At 55.9% G+C, this 24088-nt stretch carries 19 protein-coding genes; 13 read left to right on the top strand and 6 right to left on the bottom strand.

The features are described 5' to 3' along the window. On the top strand, positions 1–576 hold the full coding sequence (locus N879_RS10390) for a hypothetical protein (RefSeq protein WP_009459321.1): 576 nt from the start codon (positions 1–3) through the stop codon (positions 574–576). Positions 577–825: 249 nt separating this feature from the next. Here N879_RS10390 and queC read toward each other — a convergent pair whose 3' ends face one another. The 3 genes from queC to N879_RS10375 all read right to left on the bottom strand — a co-directional run bounded on the left by queC (position 826) and on the right by N879_RS10375 (position 3126). Next, a complete protein-coding gene (gene queC / locus N879_RS10385; RefSeq protein WP_021446936.1) occupies positions 826–1539 on the bottom strand; it encodes a 7-cyano-7-deazaguanine synthase QueC in 714 nt (237 codons plus the stop codon). After that, positions 1536–2210 carry a 7-cyano-7-deazaguanine/7-aminomethyl-7-deazaguanine transporter gene (locus N879_RS10380; protein WP_022983354.1) on the bottom strand — a complete coding sequence of 225 codons (675 nt, stop codon included), beginning with the start codon at positions 2208–2210 and terminating at the stop codon, positions 1536–1538. Before N879_RS10380 ends, queC begins: the two co-directional genes overlap by 4 nt. 250 nt (positions 2211–2460) lie before the next feature. Next, positions 2461–3126, bottom strand: coding sequence for a TetR/AcrR family transcriptional regulator (locus N879_RS10375; RefSeq protein ID WP_009459318.1), 666 nt, complete (start codon positions 3124–3126; stop codon positions 2461–2463). 463 nt (positions 3127–3589) lie between these two features. Here N879_RS10375 and N879_RS10370 point away from each other — a divergent pair, with 463 nt between their 5' ends. From N879_RS10370 to N879_RS10320, 11 genes are all read left to right on the top strand, one after another. Then, a complete protein-coding gene (locus N879_RS10370; RefSeq protein WP_031232705.1) occupies positions 3590–5344 on the top strand; it encodes a PHA/PHB synthase family protein in 1755 nt (584 codons plus the stop codon). Positions 5345–5480: 136 nt separating this feature from the next. Further along, positions 5481–6986 (top strand): efflux transporter outer membrane subunit, encoded by a 1506-nt coding sequence (locus N879_RS10365; RefSeq protein WP_009459317.1) that lies wholly within the window; start codon positions 5481–5483, stop codon positions 6984–6986. Beyond that, entirely contained in the window at positions 6983–8062 is a 1080-nt protein-coding gene (locus N879_RS10360; protein WP_009459316.1) for an HlyD family secretion protein, read from the top strand. The genes N879_RS10365 and N879_RS10360 overlap by 4 nt, the downstream gene beginning before the upstream one ends. A 3-nt stretch (positions 8063–8065) precedes the next feature. Continuing rightward, a complete protein-coding gene (rbbA, locus tag N879_RS10355; RefSeq protein ID WP_021446933.1) occupies positions 8066–10804 on the top strand; it encodes a ribosome-associated ATPase/putative transporter RbbA in 2739 nt (912 codons plus the stop codon). Between the two features lies 1 nt (position 10805). Beyond that, a complete protein-coding gene (locus N879_RS10350; RefSeq protein ID WP_021446932.1) occupies positions 10806–11930 on the top strand; it encodes an ABC transporter permease in 1125 nt (374 codons plus the stop codon). A gap of 54 nt (positions 11931–11984) precedes the next feature. Continuing rightward, the gene (locus N879_RS10345; protein WP_235484280.1) at positions 11985–12425 is read left to right on the top strand and encodes a phasin family protein; all 441 of its coding nucleotides are present in this window, start codon (positions 11985–11987) and stop codon (positions 12423–12425) included. Between the two features lie 5 nt (positions 12426–12430). Continuing rightward, positions 12431–13177: an acetoacetyl-CoA reductase gene (phbB, locus tag N879_RS10340; RefSeq protein ID WP_009459304.1), complete on the top strand. Its 747-nt coding sequence runs from the start codon at positions 12431–12433 to the stop codon at positions 13175–13177. 70 nt (positions 13178–13247) lie between these two features. Next, entirely contained in the window at positions 13248–14432 is a 1185-nt protein-coding gene (locus tag N879_RS10335) for an acetyl-CoA C-acetyltransferase (protein ID WP_009459302.1), read from the top strand. Between the two features lie 25 nt (positions 14433–14457). Then, complete coding sequence (locus N879_RS10330; RefSeq protein ID WP_009459300.1) at positions 14458–17211, top strand: DUF3141 domain-containing protein; 2754 nt, start codon at positions 14458–14460, stop codon at positions 17209–17211. Between the two features lie 37 nt (positions 17212–17248). Next, entirely contained in the window at positions 17249–18001 is a 753-nt protein-coding gene (locus N879_RS10325; RefSeq protein WP_009459298.1) for an SDR family NAD(P)-dependent oxidoreductase, read from the top strand. A gap of 109 nt (positions 18002–18110) precedes the next feature. Then, positions 18111–18863: an SDR family NAD(P)-dependent oxidoreductase gene (locus N879_RS10320; protein WP_021446930.1), complete on the top strand. Its 753-nt coding sequence runs from the start codon at positions 18111–18113 to the stop codon at positions 18861–18863. 225 nt (positions 18864–19088) lie between these two features. Here N879_RS10320 and N879_RS10315 read toward each other — a convergent pair whose 3' ends face one another. The 3 genes from N879_RS10315 to N879_RS10305 all read right to left on the bottom strand — a co-directional run bounded on the left by N879_RS10315 (position 19089) and on the right by N879_RS10305 (position 22231). Beyond that, positions 19089–20348, bottom strand: a complete 1260-nt coding sequence (locus N879_RS10315; protein WP_009459296.1) for an FKBP-type peptidyl-prolyl cis-trans isomerase N-terminal domain-containing protein — start codon at positions 20346–20348, stop codon at positions 19089–19091. Further along, on the bottom strand, positions 20345–20707 hold the full coding sequence (locus tag N879_RS10310; protein ID WP_009459294.1) for a hypothetical protein: 363 nt from the start codon (positions 20705–20707) through the stop codon (positions 20345–20347). Before N879_RS10310 ends, N879_RS10315 begins: the two co-directional genes overlap by 4 nt. A gap of 327 nt (positions 20708–21034) precedes the next feature. Further along, complete coding sequence (locus N879_RS10305; RefSeq protein WP_009459291.1) at positions 21035–22231, bottom strand: MFS transporter; 1197 nt, start codon at positions 22229–22231, stop codon at positions 21035–21037. 219 nt (positions 22232–22450) lie between these two features. On the opposite strand from N879_RS10305, the gene N879_RS10300 reads away from it, so the two are divergent. Beyond that, a complete protein-coding gene (locus N879_RS10300) occupies positions 22451–23797 on the top strand; it encodes an aminotransferase-like domain-containing protein (RefSeq protein WP_021446928.1) in 1347 nt (448 codons plus the stop codon). Positions 23798–24088: the final 291 nt, after the last annotated feature.

Raw genomic sequence — 24088 nt, 5'->3', positions numbered from 1 at the left:
ATGACACCTAAAGAATTTGATGACCAGATTCAGACTCAACTCGATGTGGTGACTAAGATTTTAATTGCCAGCGGGCAAAACCAAGAAAAAGCAGAAGCTGCGATTTCTGCATTGGATGAGATGCGGACAAGGATAGAAGCCCGTATGGGGACTCTTGCGCAGTCTGTGGTTCATAAGATTGATGGGGCTGCGACGACCCATGCTGTTGAAGCAGCTAAGCTGCTTCAACAGCATTTCATAAAAGCTGACGAGCAAGCTGTGCTAGCGGCGGACAGGTATAGGCGTGCGGCGAGATGGTTGGGACTTAAGATTTTTTGTAGTCTAACCATTTTGATATTTGTAATTTTGGGCGCTGCATTGTTAGTTGTTATGAGTATCATTCCGACGAAGGAGGAAATCGATACTCGGCGCCAAGAGATAGCTGCTATGGAATCACGCGCTCTTGAATTGGAAAAGTTAGGTGTAAATCTTATTTGGTCTAAGTGTAGTGGCTCGCTGTGTTTCAGAACGAACGAGAAAGAGGGGGCATGGGGATCAAATGGTGAAACCTGGCGTAGGCCTTACGAGAGAAGATAATTAATGATATTTAACTTTTTTTAATTTAAAAAATTTTGGAAGGTTTTTTTAAATATAAGACTTTTTTTAATGGTAATTAATGAGATTAGAAAAATTCTTATGGGATAAGTATTTAATTAAATTGTGGATCATTGAGGGGGCTTGATTTTTTGGAATCGTGGTCGTTGTATGCAGAGTAAGGGTGTGGGATGAGACATGGAGCCTACATGGTGCTCTGCACCCTTGCCACTGCAAAAAGTAGCGAGGCGATCAGCCCCTCAACTTCCAATCTCCATACCCCTTCGCCCGCAGCTCACAAGCCGGACATTGCCCGCAGCCATATCCCCATTCATGCAAGGTTTCCCGCTCGTTCTGGTAACAGGTATGGCTGTCTTCCTGAATCAGCTTCACTAAAGCATCCGAGCCCAACTGGTGGGCCAGCTCCCAGGTATCTGCTTTATCCAGCCACATCAGTGGTGTTTCCACGGTCAGTGGGCGCTCGATCCCCAGGCTTAATGCCACTTGCAGTGCTTTCAGCGTGTTGTCACGGCAGTCCGGGTAGCCCGAATAATCGGTTTCAGACATGCCGCCAACCAGCGTATCCAGTCCCCGACGGTAGGCCAGGGCGCCAGCCAGGGTAAAGAACAGCAGGTTTCGACCCGGCACAAAGGTATTGGGCAGACCATCTTCCTGCATGGCGATAGTCATGGATTCAGTCATGGCGCTGCCGCCTATCTGAGCCAGGACGCTGGCATCGAGCACATGGTCTTGCCCGAGGCGCTCTGCCCAGTGCGGGAACTGCTGGCAAAGCTTGTCTCTTAGTGTCTGTCGACACTGCAGTTCCGCATGGTTGCGCTGGCCGTAGTCAAAGCCCACGGTTTCTACAAAGGCAAAGCGGTCCAAAGCCCAGGCCAGACAGGTGGCTGAATCCTGTCCGCCCGAAAAGAGAACCAGGGCCCGGCGGCGGGGAGTGTGTGGCTTCATGCTTTGACCTGTGCGGTGCTCAGGGCGCGGCGCTTCATGGTGCTGATCAGGGAGTTGAGCAGTACGCCATACATAGGTACAAACAGCAGCAGGCTGACGCCCAGTTTGATGACGTAATCGACGACGGCGATCTCGCCCCAGTGTTCGGCCATGAAGGGATTGCTGCTGTGCCAGAAAGCGATGCCGAAAAAGGCCAAGGTATCCAGTGCCTGCCCAAAGATCGAGGCGGCCGCTGGAGCAAGCCACCATTGTTTGTAGTCGCGACGGATGCGATCAAAGACCTGTACATCCAGCAGTTGCCCTAATACATAGGCGGCAAAGCTGGCCAAGGCAATACGGAACACAAAGCTGTTGAATTCGCCCAGTGCTTGCAAGCCGTTGAATTGCCCTTCATTAAAAAGCACCGAGACCACATAAGAGGCGATCAGGGCTGGAAACATCGCGCGGGTAATCACGCGGCGCGCTTCGGACTTGCCCATCAAGCGGACGGTCAGGTCGGTAGCCAGAAAAACAAAGGGAAAGCTGAAGGCTCCCCAGGTGCTATGGAAGCCGAACAGTTCAATAGGAAGTTGAACCAGATAATTGCTGGCAATCACAATAAAAATGTGAAAGGCAATCAGAAGTCGTACGTAGAACGACAGCCGTGAAGACGGCACGGTAGGCAGAGTCATGTCTGGACCTTTTTGGTGAATGGGGTGAGGGAACCCATTGAAAATGGACTGCAACCGACTATTGTACGGTCAGTTGCGGTTCGATGGAATGGTTGTTGCCCGCAAGTGTAGCGTGTGCATCAGACGCGCTTATACGTCTGCCTTGATGAGGCTTATGGCACAACCAAGGGGTAGGGGGCATGCAGAGGCTCAAACAAGCCCGCTTGCCAAAGCAGACGAACTTGTTTGGCTTGTTCTTGATGAGCAGCCCTTAGGCCGATGCAGGTTGCAGGCACTCTATCAGCAAGCGCTTGTGCAACTGATGTACTTCTTCAAAGGGCACGGGCGAGTTCTGTGGTCCCAGAACCAGCAAAACCATCAGCCACATCAGGGAGGGAGAGGCGGCCAGGATGTAGTCGGAGGGACTGACGTCAGGGCGGATGAGACCTCGCTGTATGCCCAGTTCAAAAAACGCCTGATTGGCGGTGTAGTTCTGGCTCAGGAGCTGTTTGCCCCAGTAATGAGCCAGATCCGGCACGCGGCCACTTTCTGTCATCAAAAGCCTGAACATGGCTTGCACGTCCGGGTTGGACAGGCGTTCATACAACTGGTGCAGGTACTCATCCACGATACAGGACAGGGTGTCTGCCTCGGAGGTATCGGACAACTCAAAGGTATTGCCATCAGGTGGCAGCAGAGTGCTGTGGAGCATGTCCTCGAACACTTCATCTTTGCTGCTGTAGTGCGCGTAGATGCCGGACTTGGAGATCCCGGCGCGCGCGGCGATGCGCTCCAGCGAAGTGCCCAGAAATCCCCGATGAGAAAACTCTTCAAAAGCGGCTTTCAGGATTTCGCGTTTGCGCTCAGCTGACGGTAGGTAACGTCGCTTGTTTGTGCTTTCGTTTTTAGAAGGTTTATTTTGGTGCGTGTCTGTCATGTCATCCTGTGGGGATGGGCAAGATATGGGGCTTGCAGTATATCAGGCCACTTGTCCCAGGCCGATGGCAAGCCAGCCTGGCTGCGGCTGGAGGGCTTGACGAGGGGCTGTGCTTGTTTTGTCACATTGCTGTGGAAATAATAGTTGTGCCATGAGTCTGGGTTACCGCTTGTTTCACTGGATTGCATCGCCTTTGTTTTTTAAAGCCTGAGTTTTTTTAGTGAGGCTTTATTTGTTTTTCCACTTGTTTTTATTTCCCTATTCCATAACAGGCACGGTATAACAACAAATGTGGTTGAGGCTGGTCGTTTTTTATCTGCCATGAACTTGATCTAACGCAAAGGTTTTTTATGGCTCTTTATTAAAAGGCCTGCATACAAAAAGTTTAGATGTAAACTGGTGTATTGTTAAAAAGACTAAGCAGTCGTATCTGTTTTTTGTATGTACTTTTTGCGGAGTGGCAATGGTTAGCAGGCAGTCCCTTGATCAGACTGAACAGTTAGACGCATCCGCACGAGCCGCCTGGGCTCGTATCTGGAGTTCCATCTCCCCCGAATCGCAGTTTCTTGCCTGGATGGACTGGATGCGTCATCTGGCCCTTAGCCCTGGCAAACAAGAACAGTTGCGTCAGTTGGCGCAACGTCAGTGGGAACAGCTATTTCGTGAATGGAGCGAGGAACTGGCCGCATCAGCCCAGTTGTCTCCCCAAACCTCAGAACAAGCTGCAGCGCCTGCCTATACCGACCGCCGCTTTTCCGACCCCGCCTGGGATCGTTGGCCTTTTAATTTGCTGCGACAAACCTATCAGGCGCAGCAGCAGTGGTGGCAAAGTGCCACGGAAGGCGTAGCCGGTGTGGAGCCTCATCATCAAAAACTGATTGCCTTTGGTGTTGAGCAATGGTTGAACATGCTCAGCCCCAGTAACTTTGCCTGGACCAACCCCTTGGTGTGGGATAAAACCCTTGCAGAACAGGGGGATAACTTCAGCCGTGGCCTGGAGAACTGGCAGCAGGATATGCAGGCCCAGTTCGCGGGTGAACCGCCCGTAGGCACCGAAGATTTTGTGGTCGGCAAGGATGTGGCGGCCACGCCGGGCAAGGTGGTACTACGTAACGAGCTGGTCGAACTGATCCAGTACACGCCTTCTACCAAGCAGGTCCATCCAGAGCCTGTGCTGATCGTTCCGGCCTGGATCATGAAGTACTACATTCTGGATCTGTCCGAACAAAATTCCCTGATCAAATACCTGGTGGATCAAGGCCACACGGTGTTTTGCCTGTCCTGGAAAAACCCGCTTGCCGAAGATCATGCCTTCGGGATGGACGACTACATTCGCCTGGGCTGGAAGGCCAGCCTGGATGCTGTCAACGCCATTGTTCCCGGCCAGAAAATCCACGCCACCGGTTATTGCCTGGGCGGCACCTTGCTGGCGATTGCCGCGGCTGCCATGGCACGCGATGGGGACGACAGGCTTGCCTCCCTGACGTTCTTTGCGGCCCAAACCGACTTTTCCGAGCCGGGCGATTTGTCCCTGTTCATTGACGAAAGTCAGGTCAGCCTGCTGGAAGCTCAGATGGCCGACGAGGGCTATTTGCGCGCCAATCAGATGGAAGCCGCTTTTCAAATGCTGCGCTCCGCTGATTTATTGTGGGCGCCCATGGTTAATAAATATTTATTGGGCGAACGCCGCCCCTTGAACGATTTAATGGCCTGGAATGCAGACGCCACGCGTATGCCCGCCACCATGCATTCGCAATATTTGCGCCGCATGTATTTGAATAATGATTTAAGTCAAAACCGCTATCCGGTTGAAGGCCGTATTGTTTCTCTGGCGCAAGTTAATTTGCCTATTTTTTGTGTCGGTACTGTTTCCGATCACGTTGCCCCCTGGCGCTCTGTTTACAAGTTGCATTATCTGGTGCCTGCCGAAATCACCTTTGTATTGACCACAGGTGGGCATAACGCCGGGATTGTCAGCGAACCGGGCCATCCGCGTCGCAAATATCAGATTCATACCCGCGCGGCGGGCACTGCGCCTGTTCTGGTGGACGACTGGCAGGCACAAGCCACCTCGCATCAGGGTTCCTGGTGGCCCGCCTGGACGGAATGGCTCAAGGCGCGCTCGGGAGCGGAGGTGAAACCACCGCAAATGGGTGCCGCCAAACAGGGCTACGCCCCAATCGGCCCGGCTCCCGGTCAATACGTATTAGTGAAGTAAGCAGTCAGTTCATACAAGCTCGCTAAATGGTGAGCTTGTCGCTCTGTTTGATGTCGGCGATAGGCGCAAAGCCCATCGCTGACGTGCTGTTTTGCCTTGACGGCAGTTCCCTTTTTCTCATTAGGCATTTTTTCCAATGGCCCCACAGACCTACGATTTGAGTCTCAAGCACCGAAGCGCTGCGCGTCGCCCTCATTTCGCGCTGGCTGCCTTGCTGGTCACCCTGGCGGGTTGTGCCTCGATGGCACCCGATTACGATCAGCCCGCTTCCCCTGTTCCACAGGCTTACTCGGACCTGTCCGCAGGCCCGGCCAATGCGGTGCGAGCGCGTGATCTGGGTTGGCGCGAATACTTTAAAGATCCGGTTCTGAGCAAGCTCATTGAGACTGCGCTGGAAAATAACCGCGATATGCGCGTGGCTGTTTTACGGGTGGACGAAGCCCGTGCCATGCTGAATTTGCAGCGCAGCGAACGCTTTCCTGAGTTTACCGTAGGGGGGCAAGCTGCTCGCTCGCGTGTGCCTGGGGACATGAACCCCAGCGGCCAGGCGGTGACAGGGGGTGATTATCGTGCCCAAGTCGGTTTGACCAGTTGGGAGCTGGATTTATGGGGCCGCGTACGTAGCCTGGAAGATGCTGCCTTGCAAGGCTGGCTGGCTACCGAGGCAGGCCGACAAGCCGTGCATGTCGCTTTGGTCTCGCAAGTGGCCAATAACTATCTTGTGGTGCGCGAGCTGGACGAACGCGTGCAGATCGCCCGCAAAAGTGTAGAGACTCGTCAGGAGTCTTACCGCATTTTCTCCCGTCGTTATGAAGTTGGCGCAACGTCCAAGCTGGATGTGACGCAGGTGCAAACCTTGCTGACGCAGGCTCAGTCCATGCTGGCCCAGCTGGAACAGCAACGTGCGGTGCAACTACATGCCTTGCAACAGCTTCTGGGGGCCGATCCGGGCGTGTCTCCAACCGGTGCGCCTTTGAATGAAAACATCATGTTGGCCGAGCTGTCCCCCGGTTTGCCTTCGGACCTGATGGTCTGGCGTCCCGACATTATTGCGGCTGAACACAAGTTGCGTGCCGCCAATGCCAATATTGGGGCTGCCCGTGCCGCTTTCTTCCCCCGTATTGCCTTGACTGGCAATTTCGGCACCGCCAGCGCCGAGCTGGATGGTTTGTTTGATTCCGGCAGCAAGGCCTGGATGTTTGCTCCAACCATCTCCCTGCCCATCTTTGATGGTGGCCGCCGCAGCGCGAATCTGGACGCCTCCTATGTGCGTCGCGACATGCGCATTGCGGAATACGAGAAAGCTATTCAAACAGCCTTTCGTGAAGTGTCGGACGCCTTGTCGACACGCCACTGGTTAAGCCAGCAGTTGGACGTTCAGCTGGTCGCCCGAAACGCCCAGACCGAGCGCGCCCGTCTGGCGCAGATGCGTTACGACAACGGTTCGGCTGCCTATCTGGAAGTGCTGGATGCGCAGCGTGATTTGCTGGATGTGGAGCAGCAAGTGGTGCAAACGCGCCGCGCGCTCCTGGCCAGCCAGATTGCCATGTATAGCGCCTTGGGCGGTGGGCTGGACCCCTCCGAGCCCCTGACCAACACCCATAACTCCTCTAATTCGGATCCATCCTCGAGCCAGCTATGAGCAAACAATCCTCTTTGAAAAAAAATCTTGTTCCTGTCCTAATCGTTGCCGGGGTTCTGGGCCTGGGGTGGTGGGCATGGCAGAAAATGTCCAATACCGGCCCTGGCGCTGGCTTTGTCAGTGGTAATGGCCGTATCGAGGCGACCGAGATTGATATCTCCACCAAGTTTGCCGGACGTATCCAAAGCATCGCCGCCCACGAGGGCGATTTCGTGAAAGAAGGTGAAGTGCTGGCCATCATGCAGCAAGACAGTCTGGAAGCGGCCCGCGATGAAGCTGTGGCTGGTTTGCGTCAGGCTGAAAACAATGTGGCGGCCTCTCAGGCCCAAGTGGCCTTGCGTGAAAGCGATGCCATCGCTGCCAAAGCCTTGATTGGTCAACGTGAGTCGGAACTGGACGCGGCCCAACGTCGTCTGGCGCGTTCCACTACCTTGTCCAAAGAGGGTGCCGCTTCGGCACAGGAACTGGATGATGACCGTGCCCGCGTGCGTGGTGCCCAGGCTGCGGTAGCTGCTACCAAGGCCCAGGCCAATGCCGCAGAAGCGGCCATTAATGCTGCCAAAGCTCAGCTGATCGGTGCCCAATCTGCCGTGGAAGCCGCCAAGGCTGCTGTGGCCCGTATCGAAGCCGACTTGCGCGACAGTGAATTGGTTAGCCCCCGCGATGGCCGCGTGCAGTTTCGTGTCGCCCAGCCCGGTGAAGTACTGGGTGCTGGTGGCCGTGTGCTGAATGTGCTGGACCTGTCCGATGTATATATGACCTTCTTCCTGCCTAGCGAAGTGGCCGGCAAGGTGGCGTTGGGCACCGAGGTGCGTCTGGTGCTGGATGCCATTCCGGACATCCCGGTTCCAGCTACCGTGTCCTTCGTGGCCAGTTCCGCCCAGTTCACCCCCAAGAGTGTGGAAACGGCCTCGGAGCGCCAAAAACTGATGTTCCGCGTCAAGGCCCAGATTGCCCCCGAACTGTTGAAAAAGCACCTGGAGCAAGTCAAGACCGGCTTGCCCGGTGTGGCCTGGGTAAAGCTGGACCCCAATGCCAGCTGGCCTGAGTCGCTGACTTCCACCTTGACGGAGTAAACCATGCCCAAGCAGCAAGCGGCGGCGGTTGCTCGCGTTGTTGAACTTAGCCAGCGTTATGGCGACACGCTCGCACTGGACCGTTTAAGCCTGGATGTGCCTGCCGCTTGCATGGTCGGACTGATTGGTCCTGACGGCGTGGGCAAGTCCAGCTTGCTGTCCTTGCTGGCGGGCGCCCGTGTGATTCAGGAAGGCCGTATTGAAGTGCTGGGTGGCGATATGGCGGAAAAAAGCCATCGCGACCAGATTTGCCCGCGCATTGCCTACATGCCTCAAGGCTTGGGCAAGAACCTGTATCCCACCTTGTCGGTGGAAGAAAACCTGCAGTTTTTTGGTCGATTGTTCGGGCACGATGCTGCCGAGCGCCGTCGCCGAATTGATGATTTGACGCGCAGCACGGGCCTGCATCCTTTTCTGACACGGCCAGCAGGCAAGCTTTCGGGCGGTATGAAGCAAAAGTTGGGTTTGTGCTGCGCATTGATTCACGACCCGGACTTTCTGCTGCTGGACGAGCCTACCACCGGCGTGGACCCCTTGGCCCGCAAGCAGTTCTGGGATCTGATCGAGCGTATTCGCATCGAACGTCCCGGCATGAGCGTGATTGTCGCCACCGCTTATATGGACGAGGCCCAGCGTTTTGATTGGCTGGTCGCCATGGACGACGGCCAGATTCTGGCAACAGGTTCGCCCAAGGAACTGCTGGAGCGCACGGAAAGCAAGAGTCTGGAGCAGGCCTTTATTCGCCTCTTGCCCGAGGACAAGCGTCAAGGCCATAAGGCCGTAGAAATCCCGCCACTGGATGTGGATGCCGACGATATTGCCATTGAGGCCGAAGGGCTGACGATTCGCTTTGGCGACTTTACCGCCGTGGACAATGTGTCCTTCCGGATACGTCGTGGCGAAATTTTTGGCTTTCTGGGCTCGAACGGCTGCGGTAAATCCACCACCATGAAGATGCTGACGGGGCTGTTGCCTGCCTCCGAAGGTCAGGCCTGGTTGTTTGGCCACGAGGTTGATCCCAAAGACATCGATACCCGCCGTCGTGTGGGCTATATGTCACAGGCTTTTTCCCTGTACAGCGAGCTGACGGTCCGGCAAAACCTGGTGCTGCACGCCCAGTTGTTCCACGTCCCCGAGGACGAGGTGGAAGGCCGTGTGGCGGAAATGGTGGAGCGTTTTGAGCTGGGCCAGATTCTGGACCGTTTGCCCGATGCCATTCCTTTGGGGATGCGCCAGCGCCTGTCCTTGGCGGTGGCCATGGTGCATAAGCCAGAGCTGCTGATCCTGGACGAACCCACTTCCGGTGTGGACCCAGTGGCTCGCGACAATTTCTGGCGCTTGCTGATTGAGTTGTCCCGCCGCGACAAGGTCACGATTTTTATCTCCACCCACTTCATGAACGAGGCCGAGCGTTGCGACCGCATGTCCATGATGCACGCCGGTAAAGTGCTCGATAGCGATACGCCTGCGAACCTGGTGAAAAAGCGCGGCGCCGCTGATCTGGAAGAAGCCTTTATCGGTTACTTGCTGGAAGCCAGTGGCCCCGAGCCTGAAGTGGAACCGGCGACAGAACAAGCGGTGGTGGCAAACGAAGCTCATAGCGAAAAGCGCGAACGCTTCAGCTTGCAGCGTTTGCTGAGCTACACCTGGCGCGAAGCGCTGGAGCTGCGTCGAGATCCGGTGCGAGCCACTTTGGCCTTGGCCGGTTCCCTGATTTTGCTGTTTGTGATGGGTTTCGGTATCACGCTGGACGTAGAGGATTTGCGCTACGCCGTGCTGGACCGCGACCAGACCAGTATCAGCCAGAACTACGCTTTGAACCTGTCCGGCTCGCGCTATTTTCTGGAGCAGGCCCCCTTAACGGATTACCAGGATCTGGACGACAGAATGCGGCGCGGCAAGATTGCGCTGGCGATCGAAATTCCGCCCGGTTTTGGACGTGATGTGCTGCGCGGCAGCAAGCCGGAAATCGCCGCCTGGGTGGACGGTTCCATGCCTACCCGTGCCGAGACCATTCAAGGCTACGTGAAGGCCATGCATCAGCAATGGCTGATTACCCAAGCCAAGGAGCGTCTGGGGACGGGGGCTTTGGTCGTGCCCGCCAGTATTCAGGACCGTTACCGCTACAACCCGGACGTCAAGAGCTTGCCGGCCATGGTGCCTGCCGTGATTCCGGTGCTGCTGCTGATGTTGCCTGCGATGTTGACGGCATTGTCCGTGGTGCGTGAAAAGGAACTGGGTTCCATCATCAACCTGTACGTCACGCCGGTCACCCGAGTGGAGTTTTTGCTGGGCAAGCAAATTCCCTATATCGGCCTGGCGATGATCAACTTTCTGTGCATGTGCCTCTTGGCCATCACGGTGTTCGATGTACCCATCAAGGGCAGCTTCCTGACCTTGAGCGTGGCCACCTTGATGTTTTGCGTGATTTCTACCGGCATGGGGCTGGTGGCTTCCACCGTGACGAAAAGTCAGATCGCGGCCATGTTCTTTGCCATGATCGGCACCATGCTACCCGCCACGCAATTGTCCGGTTTGCTGAACCCAGTGTCCTCCATGGAAGGGATCAGCCGTTGGGCGGGCGAGATTTATCCGGCTACGCATATGTTCAACATCAGTCGGGGGGTATTTAACAAAGCGCTGACGTTCTCGGATCTGCACGGGGCCTTGTTTGCCTTGTTGCTGGCCATTCCGGTGGTGTTGGGCGCGGCGGTCATGCTGCTGAAAAAGCAGGAGAAGTGAGATGAGAAAACTCAAGAATGTACTGTTGCTGGGCCGCAAGGAGCTGTGGAGTCTGGCGCGCGACCCCATGATGCTGCTGCTCATTGTGTACGTGTTTTCGGTCTCGATTTACACCTCCGCAACCGCGCAGCCCGAAACCTTGAACAATGCGCCTATCGCGATTGTGGACCAGGACCAGAGCCCCTTGTCAGCGCGCATTACTTCGGCTTTTTATCCGCCTGAATTCATCCACCCGCACATGATCGAGTATGGGGAAATGGACTCGGGCATGGATACGGGGCAGTTCACCTTTGTGCTGAACATTCCACCGAACTTTCAGCGCGATGTGCTGGCCGGACGCAGCCCCGAAGTGCAGTTGAATATTGACGCCACCCGTATGAGCCAGGCCTTTACCGGCAATAACTACATCCAGCAGGTGGTGATGGGCGAGGTTAACGAGTTTGTGCGACGGTATCGCAGCATTGACACCTTGCCGGTGGATCTGGCCTTGCGGGTGCGGTTTAACCCCACACTGGAAAAAGCCTGGTTCGGCAGTATTGCCGAGGTCATCAACTCGGTGGCGATGCTGTCCATCATCCTGACCGGAGCCGCCCTGATCCGGGAGCGCGAGCACGGCACGATCGAACACTTGCTGGTGATGCCGGTCACACCGGGCGAGATCATGGCGTCCAAGGTCACGGCCATGGGACTGGTGGTCCTGGTGGCGACGGCGGCGTCGCTGAATTTTGTGGTGCGAGGTCTGCTGGGCGTGCCTATCGAAGGTTCCATTCCCTTGTTCCTGTGCGGCGCCGTTCTGTGTCTGTTTGCCATGACTTCCATGGGGATTTATCTGGCTACCTTGTCGCGCAGCATGCCCCAGTTTGGCCTCTTGTTGATGTTGACCTTGCTGCCCATGAACCTGCTCTCGGGCGGACGTACCCCCCGCGAAAGCATGCCTGAAATTGTTCAGAACCTGATGCAACTGGCTCCCACTACACACTTCGTGTCCCTGGGGCAGGCCATCTTGTTCCGGGGTGCTGGCATTGAAACTGTATGGCAACCCTTTTTAGCCCTGCTGGTGATCGGGACGGCGTTGTTCCTTCTGTCACTGCGGCGTTTTCGTAACACCATCTCTCAGATGGCTTGATGGACTGGGCCCCGTCAGGGGGCACTTTTTTCCTTTAAGGAGATTTCGATGAGCATGGAAACACTTCCCCTGGATCTGTACAAGGCCAATGTTGAGTTGCAACTGCGTATCACGCGCCTGCTGCAGGAGGGCGGCCATCGCTGGCTGGAGTCCGTACAGAAAAGTAATTTGCGCAGCATGGAGCAGACCACGGCCGAGATTGAAGGCTTGTTGCAAACGGCTAACTGGCAGTCCTTGGCCACCTTGCCCGCCGACACGTTCTGGCGCTTGTTCCAGCACGGCGTTAACGACAGCCAGACCATCAATCAATTAGCGATTCAGAACCAGACCGAGTTCACCTCCGGTTTGCAGGAAGCGCTGGAAGCCTGGCAGAAGTCGGTGATGGCGGTGGTCAGCAATACCAGTGCGGCCGTGCCAATGATGGATATTTTCAAGCAGTGGGGCGCACCTTGGGCAAACGCTGCCAGCGCCTCTGACACTAAAAAGGGAGCATAAGCGGTATGTCTACGGTTAAACGCACGGCCTTGGTGACAGGTGGTATGGGCGGTCTGGGCCAAGAGATCGCCCGTGCCCTGCATGATGCGGGCCATCAAGTCCTGGTGACTCACTCGCGCAGCGAGGCTGATGCCCAGGTCTGGCTTAAAGAGCAGGCCGATGCAGGTTATGTGTTTCAGGGCTATCACGTTGATGTGGCCGATTTCGAATCGTGCCAGCAAATGGCGCAAGCTATCGAGAAGGACGGTCTGCAAGTCGACATCCTGGTCAATAACGCCGGTATTACGCGCGATGGCACGTTCCGCAAGCTGAGCAAAGACAAGTGGGACGATGTGCTGCGCGTCAATCTGGACTCGGTGTTCAACGTGACCAAGCCTTTTATTGACGGCATGCTGGAGCGTACCTGGGGCCGAGTGATCAATATCTCGTCCATCAATGGCAGCAAGGGACAGTTCGGTCAAACCAACTACTCGGCCGCCAAGGCAGGGATGCACGGTTTCACCAAGGCTTTGGCTCAGGAAGTGGCGCGCAAGGGCGTGACCGTGAACACAGTTTCCCCTGGTTATCTGGCCACCAAAATGGTCATGGCTGTGCCTGAAGATGTGCGTAACAGCATTATCGCGGGCATTCCAGTCGGCCGTCTGGGCAAGCCCGAGGAAATTGCCGCTCTGGTCACCTTTATTGCCAGCGAAGCAGCTGGATTTATGACAGGTAGTAATGTCGCCATGAATGGCGGCCAGCATATGTATTAAGTCCGACCCGGTTCGGCTGCTGCCTGTATGTGCCCGCTTGTCGGGCCTGCGACTTATGAAAGGAATGGATATGCACAAAGATATCGCCATTGTTGCTGCGACTCGTAGTCCCATCGGCCGTTTTCAAGGGGGGCTGTCTACGGTGCCCGCCCACGATTTGAGCGCACAACTGATTCGTGCCGTGCTCCAGAGTACGGGCGTTGCAGCCGAACAGATTGATGAAGTTATTCTGGGCCAGATTCTGACCGCCGGCGCTGGTCAGAACCCGGCCCGTCAGGCCGCGGTGAACGCTGGCCTGCCTTATGAAGTTCCCTCCATGTCCCTGAACAAGCTTTGCGGTTCAGGCTTGAAAGCGGTGCATCTGGCGGCTCAGGCCATCGCCCTGGGCGATGCCGATCTGGTGCTGGCCGGTGGTCAGGAAAGCATGAGCCTGGCTCCCTTTGTTGTACACAAGGCGCGTACCGGCTTGGGCCTGGGCCACGCCATGATGGATGACACCTTGTTGCGTGACGGTTTGACCGACGCTTTTCATAACTATCACATGGGGATCACGGCAGAAAACCTGGCCGAGCGTTATGGCATCACCCGCGAACAACAAGATGCTTTTGCGGTGGAGTCCCAGCGTAAAGCCGTAGCCGCGATGGAAGCCGGACGCTTCAAGGACGAAATTACCCCCATCGACGTACCTCAGCGTAAAGGCGACCCTGTGCGCGTCGAGGCCGACGAACAGCCGCGTGCCCAAACCACGCTGGAGTCTTTGGCCAAGCTGCGTCCTGCCTTCAAGAAAGACGGCACGGTTACCGCCGGCAACGCGTCCACCATCAACGACGGTGCAGCCGTACTTTTGCTGGCCAGCGCAGAGAAAGCCAAGGAATTGGGCCTGCCCGTTCTGGCCTGGATTCGTGGCTGGGCCAGCACGGGCGTAGATCCGGCCATCATGGGTATTGGCCCGGTATCGGCCAGTCGCAAGGTCTTGAAGAAGGTGGGTTGGGAACTGGATCAACTGGACCTGATCGAAGCCAACGAAGCCTTTGCCGCTCAATCGCTGGCGGTGGCCAAAGACTTGCAGTGGGATATGGACAAGGTCAACGTCAATGGCGGTGCCATCGCTTTGGGTCACCCCATTGGTGCTTCCGGCGCGCGAGTGCTGGTGACCTTGGTTCATGAAATGCGTCGCCGAGGTGCCCAGAAAGGTCTGGCCACCTTGTGCATTGGCGGTGGTCAAGGCGTAGCGATTGCCATTGAGGCCGCTTGAACAGATAGCTGATGGAAGGGAGAAGATGATGACAGATAAGTCTCGTGACGACAGCACGGCCTGGTCCTCCTGGATGATGAATCCCTGGAACCTGGGTCAGACCGTCTCCTCGTACCTGGTGGACGCCTGGCAGCGCGCCATTCTGTATGCCGATATCGAGCGTCAGGTCGGGGATCAGTACCAGGCCCAACGCAAGGTTGAGGTGCCCAATGTGCTGAACTTCCCGGCTGAACTGGTCATGTCGGGCCTGAGTCTTCCCCGACCCGTTAACTATCTGATGGTGCGCATTCTGGCACCGGAAGATCAGCCTACCGATCCCAGCAAACGTCCTTTCCTGGTGGTGGACCCCAGGGCAGGGCACGGACCGGGGATCGGTGGCTTCAAGTCCGACAGTGAAATCGGTGCTGCGCTGCAAGCCGGGCACCCTTGTTACTTTGTTGGCTTTTTACCGGACCCTGTTCCCGGTCAGACCGTCGAGGACGTGATGCGTGCCCATGCTGCCTTTGTCAGCAAGGCGGCAGAGCTGCATCCGGAAAGTCAGGGCAAGCCGGTGGTGATTGGCAATTGTCAGGCGGGCTGGCAGGTCATGATGGCCGCCGCCGTCTGGCCGGAGCTGTTTGGCCCCTTGATTCTGGCCGGTGCGCCCGTGTCCTATTGGGCCGGTCGCAACCCCATGCGTTATGCCGGTGGTCTGCTGGGCGGTAGCTGGCTGACCGCCATGACCAGCGACCTGGGCAATGGCCGTTTTGATGGTGCGTGGCTGGTCAAGAATTTCGAGAACCTGGACCCGGCCAATACCTTGTGGTCCAAGCAGTACAACGTGTACGCCAAGGCCGACACCGAGGCCGAGCGCTATATCGGTTTCGAGAAGTACTGGGGTGGTTATGTCTTTCTGAATGATGTGGAAATGCAGTACATCGTGGACAACCTGTTCATTGGCAACAAGCTGTCTACAGCCCAGTTGTTGACGTCGGATGGCATCCGTATCGACCTGCGCAATATTCGCTCGCCCATTGTGGTGTTCAGCTCCTTTGGCGACAACATCACACCGCCTGCACAGGCCCTGGGCTGGATTACTGACTTGTATCTGGACGACGATGATGTACGTAGTCACGACCAGACCATTGTGTTCACGACCCATGATCGTATCGGGCACCTGGGTATTTTTGTGTCGGGCAGTGTGGGCAGCAAAGAGCACCGCAAATTTGCCAGCACGATTGATCAAATTGACCTGTTGCCCGCCGGAATTTATCGGGCCACTGTCGAGGAAACGCCCGACGACGACACCTTATTGAATGACCCCTATCTGATGTCGGTGCGTCAAAGCAGCCTGGCTGAAATTGCGGAGATTGTGCAGCCTGATCCCGAATCTGATCGCCGCTTTGCTGCCGCTGCCCGTCTGTCGGAAATCAATCTGGCTTTTTACAAGAGCACCTTGCAGCCTTGGGTAAAAGCTTTGACCACGCCTTATACCGCTGCGCTGCTGGAAGCATTACATCCCATGCGCTTGTCTTACGAGTCCTGGACCAGCGCCCACCCCTGGGCCGCAACAATCCACCAATGGGCCGAGAATATCGCACAGCAGCGTCAGACTGTGGATGAAGATAATCCCTTCCTGGAGGCGCAGGAGAATTTCTCCCAGGCTATGGAACGGGTCTTGAATAATTACCGTGATCGTCGCGACAGCATCTATCAGATCTGGTTCGACACCGTCTATGGCTCTCCTTTGCTGATGGCCCTGGCCGGTCATGCACCGGGCGATTCCATCCCGGCGCGTCCCCATCCTGGTAGTTCGCCCGAGCATCTGGCCTTTGTACGTCAGCAAATGCACAGATTGGATGGCTTGTTGAACGAAGGCGGTTTGCTGGAAGCAGCACTGCGTGGTTTGTTCCATATTGCCAAGCAGCGCAACAGCGTGGACGAGCGTTATCACCATGCCGCCATGCGTTTGCGCGAGCAATACGACACGGGCAATTTTGATATTGAAAAAATGCGTGCTGCAATTCGCGAGCAGGCCCTGGTGCTGGCGCACCACGGTCATAAGGCCGTGGAAGCGATTCCCCATTTGCTTAGCAAGCAGACGCCCGAGGAAATCCGTCTGGTGGCATCCCTGATCAAGAAATTGATCAGTGCTATAGACGAGCAGGATGCCGCTCCCGAGGCGGTGGTCAAGGCGTCTGAAGAAGTGTTGGGTTTGTTCGAGTCAGCTGCCAAACAGCAGGAGCAGGCAGGGAAACCGGATGAGGCAAGCACCAAGCCTGTAGTGAACACGGCGGCCAAGACGGCAGCCAAGACCCCAGCATCAGCGGCCGAGAAAGCTGCAGCTCCTGCGCCGGTGAAATCTGTCGCTCAGACCTTGATGGCGACGGTAGCAACACCAGTGAAAACCGGTGCCCAAGCCTCTAAAGCGACGCAAGCCAAATCAAAGACAGCAAGCTCGGCAAGTAAAACGCAGCCAGCCGCTAAAGCAGCTGCAAAACCGGCTGTGGCAGAGCCAGTGAAACCGGCTGTGAAGTCGACAGCAAAGCCGTTAGCTCAAACCGCAGCAGGCATTCCCGCTAAAGGCGGGGAGGCAGCAGCCAAGCCGGTGGAAAAGGTAGAAGCCAAAACCGCTGCGCCCAGCAAAGCTGCTCCTGCCTCTGCTAAAGCAGCAGCTGAAAAAGCGGCTTTCGCAGCTGGCTCCTCATCCGTTGCAGCCAAGTCGCCTTCAAAAGCGTCGGCATCCCAGTCAGCCAGCACCGGCGGTACGGCATCCAGGAATCGTCAGCGCAAATCCTGAGATTTGGCGTGAATGAATTTTTGAAGGAGTTTCAAGCATGAAGTATTCATTTTCCGGCCACTCTGCTCTGGTAACGGGTGCGGCCTCCGGCATTGGTGCCGCCACGGCCCGTATGCTGGCGGCCAATGGCTTGTCGGTCGTGGTGTCCGACGTACAGGCTGATGCCGTGCAGGCCGTGGTCAAGGAAATTGAGCAGGCCGGTGGCAAGGCCGTGGGCAATGTGGCGGACGTCACCCAGCCTGATCAAGTGAAAGCAGCCGTCGACTGCGCCATTGAGCATTTCGGGGCCTTGCACTTTGCCGTCAATAACGCCGGTGTGGGCGGGGATTCCGGCCCGGCTGGCGAAATGGACCTGGATGGCTGGCGTCGCCTGATCGACATTAATCTGAACGGCGTAGCCTATGGCCTGCGCTATCAGATCCCCGCCATTTTGGCGGCAGGGGGCGGCGCCATTGTGAATATGTCTTCCATCATGGGCCTGGTTGCCAATCCGACATTGCCCGGCTACAACGCGGCCAAGCATGGAGTCGTCGGCCTGAGCCGTTCTGCGGCTTTGGAGTATTCCTCCAAAGGCATACGCATCAATACCATCCACCCCGGTTATGTGGATACCCCCATTCTGTCGGGCTTTGATGAGGCCGCGCGCGCTGCTTTGGTGGCCCAGCACCCGATTGGTCGTTTGGGCCATGCGGATGAAATCGCCCATGCCATTGCTTTCCTGCTTTCGGATGGTGCCAGCTTCATGACGGGCGCCTGCATGGTGGCCGATGGGGGCTACACCTCTATTTGAGTTGGGGGATCACGTCGCTGCGAGAACAAAATCAGTATTTCAATCCAAAATTAGCCAGCGAAAATCCGGGCCCCACTTTTACTGGGGCCTATTTTTAAGGAGTTCCACAATGAAGTATTCATTCTCTGGTCACTCTGCTTTGGTGACGGGGGCAACGTCGGGTATTGGCGCTGCGACCGCACGTGTGCTGGCTGCGAATGGTTTGTCTGTGGTGGTGTCCGGTAGAAATCGTAGTGCCCTGGAGGAGGTGGTCAAGGAGATCGAACAAGCGGGTGGCAAGGCGGTAGCCCAAGTAGCCGATGTGACCAAGCCCGAGCAAGTGAAAGCCTTGGTGGATTGTGCCATTGAGCATTTCGGCGCTTTGCACTTTGCTGTCAATAATGCAGGCATTCTGGGCGGCTCCAAGCCGGTTGGGGAGATGGATCTGGATGATTGGCATCGCCTGATCGATACCAATCTGAATGGCGTAGCCTATGGCTTGCGCTATCAGATTCCGGCTATTTTGGCAGCGGGTGGTGGGGCGATTGTGAATATGTCGTCCATCATGGGCCTGGTGTCCAATGCCCGTTTGCCCGGCTATAACGCGGCGAAACATGGGGTAGTGGGGTTGAGCCGAGCCGCAGCGCTGGAATACTCCTCCAAAGGCATACGCATCAATACGATTCACCCCGGCTATGTGGATACACCGATTCTGTCGGACTACGACGAGGCGGCGCGGGCTGATCTGGTGACTCAGCATCCTATTGGCCGCTTGGGCCATTCTGACGAAATTGCCCATGCCATTGCCTTCCTGCTGTCGCAGGGGGCCAGCTTCATGACGGGAGCATGTCTGGTGGCCGACGGGGGCTATACCGCTCGTTAAGCGACAGGTTTGGCGGCTCTTTTTTTGTGTTGGAGCCGCCATCCTGTCTTGGAAAATATACTGATGCCGACATCCGACATCCGACATCCGACATCCGACATCCGACATCCGACATCCGACATCCGACATCCGACATCCGACATCCGACATCCGACATCCGACATCCGACACCTGATATCCGGCTCGATCCTTGATGCGGAGGAATGGGGCACCTCTATTCCAGTCTTATTTCACGCCAATAATTTTGATGGTAGTGATCGATACCGAGCCCGGCAGCACCCCAGTAGCAGCATGAGCCTCGGTGATAGGGATGTGGATTCTTGCCGAACCGCCAATACCCAGTTGTTTGACGATATCTTGGAATAGGGGCGGCAAGTTCGTGGTGAGACTGGTTTTGGTTTCTCTGGCCGCCAGTACCTCACCTGTGGCCAGTTCCTCATCCAGTTCAAACAGAATGTCGCTGCTAGCGGTTACCATGGGCGCCTTGCCCTTGCTCAAGATTTTGTAGACCACACCATCAGGCATTTTGATTGCGCCTTTTTCGGCTCCAGCCGCCGCAAGAACAGACTTGGCCTGTTTCTCGTTCTTGGACAGCATGGCTTGCTCCAATAACTTGTCTACGTTGGCCAGCTCCACAGAAATGATGCTGGAGGACAGCTGCAGGCGTTGATCGATCTTGTCGCTGAAGCCTTGTGAGAAGGCTTGCAAATCCAGTGTTTTGCCAATGGATGCCAGCTTCTGTGTCTCGTGCGGCGCACTGTCCGCATACCAGGCTCCGATGGCATAGCTAAGGCGGATATCTGGCGAGGCTGCATCATTCACAATCATGTGCCTGGGGGCTCCGCCAGATTCGGCCTTGCTGGCAGTAAGAGCCTGCGCGACCAGTCTGTGCTGCAAGTCCTGTTTTGTTTCCTTCAGATCATCAATTTCTTTTTTGAGGGTGGTGATTTCAGCCGCATTTGCAGCCAGTCTGCTGTCTTGTGACTGGCCATTAGACAGCTCCAGGCTTCGGTCTCTTTGCAGGCTTTCCAGTTCTGATGCCAAAGCATGTTTCTGATTCAGCTCCTCTTCCAGACGCTGACTCAATTCCTTGATCCGTGCTTGGTTCTGCTCCTGATCGATGGCAATGGGCGCCAGGACCAGAGCCCCATCCGGTTCTGCCTGTAGCTGCTGGAGTTGTTGTTGCAACTGGCTATTCAGGTTTTCGGCATCCGACAGGCGCTGCTGCAAGGCGATCAACTGAGTATTGGCTTGATGCAGTTCGTTGCGGGGCAAGGCGTGGCTGTTGTCCTGATCAGAATCGACAGCGAAAGAGGGGGCGGTATTTCGCTTTACTGGATTTGAGGCGGGTTGGGGGCGAGCTAGGCCGTCGCCAATAATGTTTTCCTGGGCCAGGCGGTCCAGTAAACCTGTTCCAACCGAGTGAGAGGCCTCATAGAAAATCAGCAAGGTGCAGCACAGGGCTGCATTGAAGTACTTTTTCATAGCTTGTTCAGGGATTGAACGCGATCGACCATATTGGAATAGACGGCGTTGTTGATCCGGATGCAAACCAAGGAAAGCATTTTATTCACTTCGGTCAGCATGATTTCAGACGCATTTTCATCAATCAGAGATGCATTGGCTTTGTAGATGCCAAAGTTCTCATCAATGGTCTGCATTTGCTGTCGATATTTCTCATAAGAGACGGGGTCCAGCTCTTTTAGCGCCGCGAATTCTTGATAGCACTTGTCTTCCTTGCCCGACGTGGCGGATTCCGGGGTGGGCCGAACAGGGGCGCTAGCTTGGCAAGCAGAAAGAAAAAGAGCGACCAGGATGGCCGCGCCGGGAACAGCGAATCGCATAAACACCTCGAGACGTTCGACTATCTTTATTCAGATTCTTTTAGGGGACGAGCATTGAGTTCGAGCGTTGCAGCCAAGTTGGGACATGCAGGCCATCGCTGCCTGTGGTAAGTGATAGCCTCGCGTGGCGTGATCAGAGTGTCTGGGCTTGTGCTGCACGGGAATTGGACCATGCAGATGCGGGCAGAAAATTAAGAACTATCTGATTTTCACGGCTTGCGATTATCGACAGGAGTACAAAAATCCTGCCGCTTTTCATAGGAAGCCGTGATTGTGCAGGGGCGGGCTTGAAAGCCCGCTAGCGTGTTCAGTGGGTAAGGTCCGGATCTATGGCTTGCCTGATGTTTGGGGCGGGATATAGATCAGCGACAGAAGCAGTAGCATCAGGCAGATAAGTCCGGCCAGAATATTGGTGCCGCTCCAGCCAGCAAAGCTGAACAGGAAGGCAGGGGCAAAGGCACCCAGTGTGGCAAAGATGGAGACGCCCAGATCATTCAAGCCCTGTACCGCCATAGCTTGCGGCTTGCCTTCCAGGCAGTTGCTCAGCAAGGCACTGCCACCGACATAAGTAAAGTTCCATCCCAGCCCCAGCGTTAACAGGGACAGGCTCAGCGCCGTATAAGTATGAGCCACGATATTGGCCAGACTGCTGAGCAGCAAGAGCACGATGCCGCTGATGGCAATGGTTTTCAGGCCAAATTTTTGAATCAGAAAGCCGGTGAAAAAGGAGGGGGCAAACATGGCCAGCACATGCCATTGAATGGCGGTGCTGATATCCGAGAAATGCACATGAAGATGGGACATATGCATGGAAGCTTGAATCATCAGCAGATTCATGATGCCGTAACCTATGGCCGCAATGCAGATGGCAATGGCCAGGGTTTTGTTGTGCAGCACCAGTCCAAGTGCCTGGCCACGGCTTTTTTCCCCGGGTGCCGCGCCATGACTCGGTTTTACTTCTTTGATGAGCAGATTCAGCATCAGCGACACTAGGGCCAGAACGGTGAAGGCAGCATAGCAGGCGGCAAATTCCTGTCCGAAGCTGCTGCTTTTCAAACCCCGTATCAGCATTGGGCCTGATACGGCGGCAACTACCCCGCCAGCCACAACTAATGAAATGGCGCGTGGTTTCAATCTGTTGTTCAGCCCGTCCGTGGCTGCAAAGCGATTGAAGTTGGCAAAGGCAATATAGATTCCCAGCAGGGCGTGTGAGGCCACCAGCCAGTAAAACTGCTTCATTTCGATCGCCCAATATCCCACCACCCCCGATACAGCCAAAGGCAGGCTTGCCAGCAGAAAGGATTTCTTGCGACCTATGGCAGCCATCAATCTGGAGGCGGGCAGGGTAAAGAGCATCACAAACAGGAACTGAAAACCGTAGGGCACGGTGGATAACCAGGGCTCGGGGGCCAAACTGCCACCTACCAAAGCAGCTATGGTGACAGACATGACGGCGGTGGTCAGGTTGATGGATTGGGCCAGAAAGTAAAGGTAGGTTTTGTAAGGAAGGTGGGTGGCAGTCATGGTGCTACGTGGCGAGGGATATTGAGGCTGATCGTGCAGTCAGGAACAGCGGAAGTGTGATGCAACGCGTTCTGCATGTGCAGGAGAAAATGCTGGTCACGCCTGCACATGCTGGTGGGGATTTTGGCCTTGTCGGGGGCCCCTGTCTCGAACAGTCGGTGTACTATCCTGAAAACTGTTAGCTAATTTTTTCTAACAGTGTTTGGGGAGCAGGCAGGTATGGGTTTTCATGAGCGTTTGAAGGACGCCATCCTCCAGGGCGAGTGGGCGGTAGGGCAGCAGTTACCTTCGATTCGCAAGATGATGGCAAGGGAGGGTTTGAGCCATCACACAGTCGTCAGTGCGTACACCCGTCTGGTGGGTGAGGGCATGCTGGAGGCCTTGCAAGGGCGCGGTTATTTTGTGGCCCGCTGGTCCGGTTTGAACGAGGACCTGCCCATTCTGCCGTCCGAAGCCCCGATGGATCCCTTGTTTAAACTGCTGCAGGCCAGGCCCGAGCAGTGCAAGCTGGGCTGTGGTTGGTTGCCCCTGCCTTGGCGGGATACGGATATGCTGGCCAAGGCCATACGCAAAACGGCCCGATCTGGCCGTAGTGGTTTGGTGGAGTATGGCGATATTCATGGGTATCTGCCGTTACGCAAGCAGTTGTCCCTTTTGCTGCGTCAATCGACCTTGATCCAGGTTTCTCCTCAGCAGATTTTGACGACCCTGGGAGCAACGCAAGCCTTGGATCTGATCTCGCGCACGGTGATTCGCGCCGGGGATCATGTTCTGGTGGATGAGCCTTGCAGCAGTAATTTGATCAAGCTGATTCGTTTGTGCGGTGGGATACCTGTCGGGGTGCCTCGTCTGGCGGATGGGCCGGATGTGGCGGTGCTGGATCGTATTTTGCAGACTCACAAAGTGCGGGCTTTTTTCTGCAATAGCACTTTTCATAATCCAACTGCTGCGGGTTTAAGTCCCAAGGTGGCTTTTGAAGTGCTGAAGCGCGCAGCCGAACACGATTTTCTGATTGTGGAAGATGATGTGTATGGGGATTTTTTCCCTGGTGTGCGTCAGACGTTTGCGGGGTTGGGGGATTTTGAGCATGTGGTCTATATAGGCAGTTTCTCCAAGTCGTTGTCGGCTTCCTTGCGTATCGGCTATCTGGTTTGTGGGCCGAAGTTGATGGAGTCCTTGCTGCGTCTGAAATTGTTGACCAGTGTGGCCGTACCGGGGTTTTGCGAGCGTTTTGTGAATACGATTCTGGCCGATGGCACTTATGCCAAGCACACGCAGGCGATTCAGCGCCAGTTGATGACGCATCAGCAAGTTGCGCAAAAGGTACTGAAAGAATACGGCTGGGAGTTCGAGGTGCAGGCGCAAGGTGGAATGTTCTTGTGGATTCGGCATCCGGATCTGCCGGATTTGACGGACTTTATTCAGCGGCTGGAGAGCAAAGGGGTTTTGCTGATGCCGGGAAGTGCGTTTGCCGTTAGCAAGGAGTTCAAGGACAGGACGCGATTGAATGTGGCGCATTTGATGCCTGCGGTGTTTGATTGTCTGGATGTGAGTGTGGGAGCTTGATTCTTGGTCAGTATCTGGGTTTTTTTGCCAAGACGCCCCTCAAGCCCGCCGCCCGACCAATCGGCTGAGCCCTTGCCGGTGCTGCGCACCGGTGCCCTTGGCGAACCATTGCTCCGGGCGCGCCCTTAACTCCGGGGGTGACTGGTCCCCCGGACCAGCCACAAGCGTCCCCGTCAAACAGAAGGGCGCTTGCATCCCTACGCAATGGTTCGCCGGCGGCAAGGACTCTGACCCGCCGATTGGTCGGGCGGCGGGCTTGAGGGGCTTGGGAAATACATAAAGAGCAAGCCA

It is taken from the genome of Alcaligenes sp. EGD-AK7 (assembly GCF_000465875.3).
In the GTDB taxonomy this organism is placed as follows: domain Bacteria; phylum Pseudomonadota; class Gammaproteobacteria; order Burkholderiales; family Burkholderiaceae_B; genus Alcaligenes; species Alcaligenes phenolicus.
This window is presented reverse-complemented; position numbering and strand designations above follow the sequence as displayed.

Coding starts and splice junctions, on each gene's coding strand:
- N879_RS10390 (WP_009459321.1), top strand. CDS start 1: ATGACACCTAAAGAATTTGATGACCAGATTCAGACTCAACTCGATGTG.
- queC (WP_021446936.1), bottom strand. CDS start 1,539: ATGAAGCCACACACTCCCCGCCGCCGGGCCCTGGTTCTCTTTTCGGGC.
- N879_RS10380 (WP_022983354.1), bottom strand. CDS start 2,210: ATGACTCTGCCTACCGTGCCGTCTTCACGGCTGTCGTTCTACGTACGA.
- N879_RS10375 (WP_009459318.1), bottom strand. CDS start 3,126: ATGACAGACACGCACCAAAATAAACCTTCTAAAAACGAAAGCACAAAC.
- N879_RS10370 (WP_031232705.1), top strand. CDS start 3,590: ATGGTTAGCAGGCAGTCCCTTGATCAGACTGAACAGTTAGACGCATCC.
- N879_RS10365 (WP_009459317.1), top strand. CDS start 5,481: ATGGCCCCACAGACCTACGATTTGAGTCTCAAGCACCGAAGCGCTGCG.
- N879_RS10360 (WP_009459316.1), top strand. CDS start 6,983: ATGAGCAAACAATCCTCTTTGAAAAAAAATCTTGTTCCTGTCCTAATC.
- rbbA (WP_021446933.1), top strand. CDS start 8,066: ATGCCCAAGCAGCAAGCGGCGGCGGTTGCTCGCGTTGTTGAACTTAGC.
- N879_RS10350 (WP_021446932.1), top strand. CDS start 10,806: ATGAGAAAACTCAAGAATGTACTGTTGCTGGGCCGCAAGGAGCTGTGG.
- N879_RS10345 (WP_235484280.1), top strand. CDS start 11,985: ATGGAAACACTTCCCCTGGATCTGTACAAGGCCAATGTTGAGTTGCAA.
- phbB (WP_009459304.1), top strand. CDS start 12,431: ATGTCTACGGTTAAACGCACGGCCTTGGTGACAGGTGGTATGGGCGGT.
- N879_RS10335 (WP_009459302.1), top strand. CDS start 13,248: ATGCACAAAGATATCGCCATTGTTGCTGCGACTCGTAGTCCCATCGGC.
- N879_RS10330 (WP_009459300.1), top strand. CDS start 14,458: ATGATGACAGATAAGTCTCGTGACGACAGCACGGCCTGGTCCTCCTGG.
- N879_RS10325 (WP_009459298.1), top strand. CDS start 17,249: ATGAAGTATTCATTTTCCGGCCACTCTGCTCTGGTAACGGGTGCGGCC.
- N879_RS10320 (WP_021446930.1), top strand. CDS start 18,111: ATGAAGTATTCATTCTCTGGTCACTCTGCTTTGGTGACGGGGGCAACG.
- N879_RS10315 (WP_009459296.1), bottom strand. CDS start 20,348: ATGAAAAAGTACTTCAATGCAGCCCTGTGCTGCACCTTGCTGATTTTC.
- N879_RS10310 (WP_009459294.1), bottom strand. CDS start 20,707: ATGCGATTCGCTGTTCCCGGCGCGGCCATCCTGGTCGCTCTTTTTCTT.
- N879_RS10305 (WP_009459291.1), bottom strand. CDS start 22,231: ATGACTGCCACCCACCTTCCTTACAAAACCTACCTTTACTTTCTGGCC.
- N879_RS10300 (WP_021446928.1), top strand. CDS start 22,451: ATGGGTTTTCATGAGCGTTTGAAGGACGCCATCCTCCAGGGCGAGTGG.